Here is a 4,609-nt window from a genome sequence, read left to right as displayed (position 1 = left end):
CGCTCGGCCTAAAGGCACATTGTCCTCCGTCACGCTTCTTGCGTCGCAAGAAGTCGCGCCGACGCTAACGCCTCTGCGAGGCTCAGCTACGGACAACGTCGTGTAGCCTAGTTCGTTATGCGTCATATGCTAAAGGAAATTATGAAAAAAAGAATATTATTACTAATACTATTACTGATCCTCTGCAAGCCAGGTGAAAAACATGAATTGTCTCAAGAAGAAATTGAGTTTGACAATCAATTAACTAAAGCGAGTATTTTTTATTATGTAAACACGAAATCAGGATTACGATTAAGAGAAAATCCTTCGTTAGATTCACCTAAATTACTCTTAATACCATATAACTCCCCATTAGAAATATTGGCTGAGGATGATAAAGATACAACTATAGATAACAAAATAGGTCGATGGTTAAAAGTCTCATTCAGAGACGAGAAAGACGATAACCATGAAGGCTATGTTTTCAGTCATTATCTTTCCCCGGAAAATCAAGTTCGTTTTTATAACAAATCAAAACAATATTATTATTCATTGCTTTTTGAACCTAAATGTACGAATGATATCTACAATAAATGTTCTGTAATTACATTCTATGATTCAAATAACAAACGAATTTCAGATTTTACTTGGAATCCTGATAACATAAAATGGTATGATGATACGATCGTCAGCGCTTCCGAATCTAATGGTGATGGAGGAGGTTATGCTTCCTCTATGAAACATTTCAACATCATAAATTCAAAAATGCAAGATATGTATTTTATCGGAGGTGATTTTGACAATGACGCAAAAGGATTTAGAAAAATTAATGTATCTATTATTAATAAACATTTTGTCTTTGAATTAAACACAATTTCTAATTCTCTAATAATATTTGAATCTGATAATGAATATAAGGTTCAAAATAAAATACAAAATATTCAACCGCCTGCAGAAAAAAAGATAGATCTTGATCTAGAACACCAATTTTTCAAGATAAATTTTGAAAAATCGATCATTCTTAAAGATAAACTCTTATTCTCTTTTTTCGATAAACCATTTGAAATTAAATTATAAATTTAGCATACGACGCATAACTGCGGCTGACACGCTCCGCTCGGGACTTGCGCCCTCGCTCGGCCTAAAGGCACATTGTCCTCCGTCACGCTTCTTGCTCTGCAAGAAGTCGCGCCGACGCTAACGTCTCTGCGAGACTCAGCTACGGACAACGTCGTGTAGCCTAGTTCGTTATACGACATGCATTAAAATAAAACTGAGGAAATATGAAACTAAAAGAACTACTCGATGAAAGAACTAAGCCCATATTAGATGAAATAAACCGAATCGGATTTAATATTCGGTTAATTGAATCCAAGGAAGATGATTCTACGTGGACATCAATAAAATCAAAAAGTGCAAAAAAAACTTATGATATTGGCTATAGTATCTGTAAAGATCCAAAATCCTCGTTTGTCCATGAACTTTTGCATGTCTATATTCAAACGAAAGGTTACAAAATTCCTATTACTGCAATTACCATGAATGATGTATCACAAGAAGATCTTTTAAATTATAAAGGATATCTGGATAACGAAATTCAACATTGGAAATTTTACAAAAAATATTTGGAATTAGGATTTGATAGTAAATATTTTTTTAATGATGAAGATCAGAAAGATTTTTCCCAAAATTTAACTAAAACCTTAAAATTAATTCCCACAATTCCTATTAAGACTGAACAAATTTTGGATATTGTTTTGAACTTTATAACCGCTATTATTCCTATTGGAAATTTAAGTATTACCGAACGAGAAAATTACGAGAACGAATTTTATACGCTTCGTTCGGGCATTTACAAAAAAAAATTAATTGAGATTAAAGAAGTGCTCAATAGATGGTCAGAATCGGATGTTTATGATTCAAAAGAAATTTTTACAAATATATTTAGGATAATTGAAATAGATAAAACTTGGTTTTCATATTATGAAATAAAAGAAGGCATAACTGCAGATGTCTTTCCATCAAAAGGTTTTTTTGTAAATATGACATTTACGTTTGAAGACTTAGTTTCTCACTTTAATAAATAAAAATGCACGTCGTATAACTGCGGCTGACACGCTCCGCTCGGGACTATCGCCCTCGCTCGGCCTAAAGGCACATTGTCCTCCGTCACGCTTCTTGCGTCGCAAGAAGGCGCGCCGACGCTAACGTCTCTTTCAGAGACTCAGCTACGGACAACGTCGTGTAGCCTAGTTCGTTATGCGAAATTGCTGGATAAGATTGTCGTCTGTTCCGCGCGGTTGGGAAAGCGTGGCTTTGCATTGAAAGGAAGATAATCCTTACTCGTTGTTCTATTATCTGCTCTCTGGAACATAAATTCTCCTAGGTAAATTGGAACTGATGTATTTGATGTTTTTTTCATCGAGATTGCCAATGTCCTAACGTAATTTTCTGTATGGGAATCGATTGCTCGCGGAATATTAGGATCGTCGACCAACATTTGATAGAGATTTTCGAACGCAACTCCGCATAACTACGACTTACCGCTGCGCTTCGGGACTGTTGCCCTCGCTAGGGCTTCGCCACATTCCTCTCCGTCACGCTTTCTTGCTTACGCAAAAAGCGCGCCGACGCTAACGCCTCTCCGAGGCTCAGCTACGAGGAACGTCGGTAAGTCTAATTCGTTATACGAAATTTTCAGGGGTGCTTAAAACGTAATAAAAGGTGCGAGCATCCGTGCTCGCAAGAAAGAGAAAATTGGGTTGTTACCATTTTGGTAACATTGTAAACTGGTTTTAATGAGGGTTATTTCCAGGAAAATTCTTAAGGATTTTTACTCTCTTCCAAAATTTGCTGACTCGAAAACTGCTATAGAGGTTTGGTTTAAAGAAGCTCAGAAGAGTGATTGGAATTCTCCGAATGAGATTAAACTCAAGTTTAGAAATGCTAGTTTTCTTAAGGATAATCGTGTCGTTTTCAATATTCATGGAAATAAATACAGATTAATTGTGAAGATTCATTATAATCTTAAAATTGTTTATATTAGATTTATTGGTACTCATGAACAATATGATAAAATTGATGCTGGAGCAATTTAAATGGATATCAAACCTATTAAAAATTCAAAAGATTATCAAAATGCTCTGAGAATGATTGATTCTCTCTGGGATGCAAAAAAGAATTCTCCAGAATATGATAAATTAGATATTCTAACGACCTTAGTGGAATCTTACGAGAGCAAACACTTCCCTATTGATAATCCTGATCCTATCGAAGCATTAAAATCTGTTATGGAAGATCAAAATCTCAAAAGTGTTGATATAGGGAATTTAATCGGCGGAAGAAGCAGAGCTACTGAGATTCTAAATAAAAAGAGAAAATTAACTTTAGATATGATTCGTTCTTTAAATGAAAATTTAGGAATTCCAACAGAAATATTGATAAAAGAATATAAGCTAAATCAAGGAAAAAGTCGCAAGAAAACGCCATCCGTGGCTTAATCTTTCTTGATAGTCCCTGAAAACTTCGTATAACTTCGGCTGACACGCTCCGCTCGGGACTTCCGCCCTCGCTCGGCCTAAAGGCACATTGTCCTCCGTCACGCTTCTTGCTATGCAAGAAGTCGCGCCGACGCTAACGCCTCTGCGAGGCTCAGCTACGGACAACGTCGTGTAGCCTAGTTCGTTATACGACATCGTTCAAAATTATGACTGAATTTAAATACAACTTGAGTGTAAATTTTTGTGAAAAATATTTTCTATCACTATTAAGGGAATGGAATATTGATATTGGAAACCAAAAATTCAAGAGAGGATTTCAAATTAACTTCTTCAGTAGAGTAAATTTAACGTATGAAGATATCATTCTATCAATTCAAAAAAATGGATATTTAGAGAATGTAGAAGATCAATTATTGTTTCTTAAAGATCCAGTCTTAAAAAACCAATTTTCAATGGCGACAACCGCTGAAGGAGTTGAAATAAAAATAGAATCAAATGGAAAAGAATCTAAAATAAAGGGATCCGGAAGGATATCGCCTATAGAAGAAGATCTTGCAAGTGATCTAATTTATTATTATAAAAATTTTTTATATATCTCCAAAGAGTCTGATAATTCTATCGAAAATCATTCAAGATTATACAGATCAATAATTATATTTTCAATTAACTTTATAGATGCTTTTATTCTAAAACATGTACTTTATTTTGAATCAAAGCACCTTTTTGAGAAAGAGTGTGTCGAAATCAGAAAAGAACGTATTTTTCCGGCTAAAGTTAGAAAATTCTATTCATTAGGGAAAGAAAAAAATACTGAAATCCTTTGCAATACAAAAGAATATCATAGATTTTTCGAATTAAATAGAATTCGAAATTCAATCTTACATACATCAAATTCAAATATAATCTACACATTAAAGGAAATGTCTGAAAATATATCTAAAATTCGAATCGGAGTAGCATCGTTTTTAAAAACTATACGAATGAATTTCGACTTCCCAACTCCATATTATTTATCTCAAATTATCAATCTACCAGAAATTATAAAATGAACGACGGCGCATAACAGCGACTTAACGCTACGCTTCGGGACAAGCCCTCGCTCGGCCTACGGCAAATTCCCCTTCTGGCAT

At 34.7% G+C, this 4,609-nt stretch carries 5 protein-coding genes; all 5 read left to right on the top strand.

Going from position 1 to position 4,609, the window contains the following annotated elements:
* Positions 1 to 141 precede the first annotated feature (141 nt).
* On the top strand, positions 142 to 1,056 hold the full coding sequence (locus tag EHQ58_RS14815) for an SH3 domain-containing protein (RefSeq protein ID WP_167883646.1): 915 nt from the start codon (positions 142 to 144) through the stop codon (positions 1,054 to 1,056).
* Positions 1,057 to 1,262: 206 nt separating this feature from the next.
* Positions 1,263 to 2,066 carry a hypothetical protein gene (locus tag EHQ58_RS14810; RefSeq protein WP_135624690.1) on the top strand — a complete coding sequence of 268 codons (804 nt, stop codon included), beginning with the start codon at positions 1,263 to 1,265 and terminating at the stop codon, positions 2,064 to 2,066.
* Between the two features lie 711 nt (positions 2,067 to 2,777).
* Complete coding sequence (locus tag EHQ58_RS14805; RefSeq protein ID WP_135624689.1) at positions 2,778 to 3,077, top strand: type II toxin-antitoxin system HigB family toxin; 300 nt, start codon at positions 2,778 to 2,780, stop codon at positions 3,075 to 3,077.
* Positions 3,078 to 3,479, top strand: coding sequence for a helix-turn-helix domain-containing protein (locus EHQ58_RS14800; RefSeq protein ID WP_135624688.1), 402 nt, complete (start codon positions 3,078 to 3,080; stop codon positions 3,477 to 3,479). It abuts the gene before it with no gap.
* 206 nt (positions 3,480 to 3,685) lie between these two features.
* Entirely contained in the window at positions 3,686 to 4,528 is an 843-nt protein-coding gene (locus EHQ58_RS14795; protein ID WP_135624687.1) for a hypothetical protein, read from the top strand.
* Positions 4,529 to 4,609: the final 81 nt, after the last annotated feature.

Source organism: Leptospira ognonensis (assembly GCF_004770745.1).
Classification (GTDB): Bacteria; Spirochaetota; Leptospiria; order Leptospirales; family Leptospiraceae; genus Leptospira_A; species Leptospira_A ognonensis.
The sequence above is the reverse complement of the archived record's forward strand: the minus strand, read 5'-3'. Positions and strand labels throughout refer to the sequence as shown.

What these genes read in the sequence shown, in the direction of transcription:
- EHQ58_RS14815 (WP_167883646.1), top strand. Translation starts at nt 142, where the DNA reads ATGAAAAAAAGAATATTATTACTAATACTATTACTGATCCTCTGCAAG.
- EHQ58_RS14810 (WP_135624690.1), top strand. Translation starts at nt 1,263, where the DNA reads ATGAAACTAAAAGAACTACTCGATGAAAGAACTAAGCCCATATTAGAT.
- EHQ58_RS14805 (WP_135624689.1), top strand. Translation starts at nt 2,778, where the DNA reads ATGAGGGTTATTTCCAGGAAAATTCTTAAGGATTTTTACTCTCTTCCA.
- EHQ58_RS14800 (WP_135624688.1), top strand. Translation starts at nt 3,078, where the DNA reads ATGGATATCAAACCTATTAAAAATTCAAAAGATTATCAAAATGCTCTG.
- EHQ58_RS14795 (WP_135624687.1), top strand. Translation starts at nt 3,686, where the DNA reads ATGACTGAATTTAAATACAACTTGAGTGTAAATTTTTGTGAAAAATAT.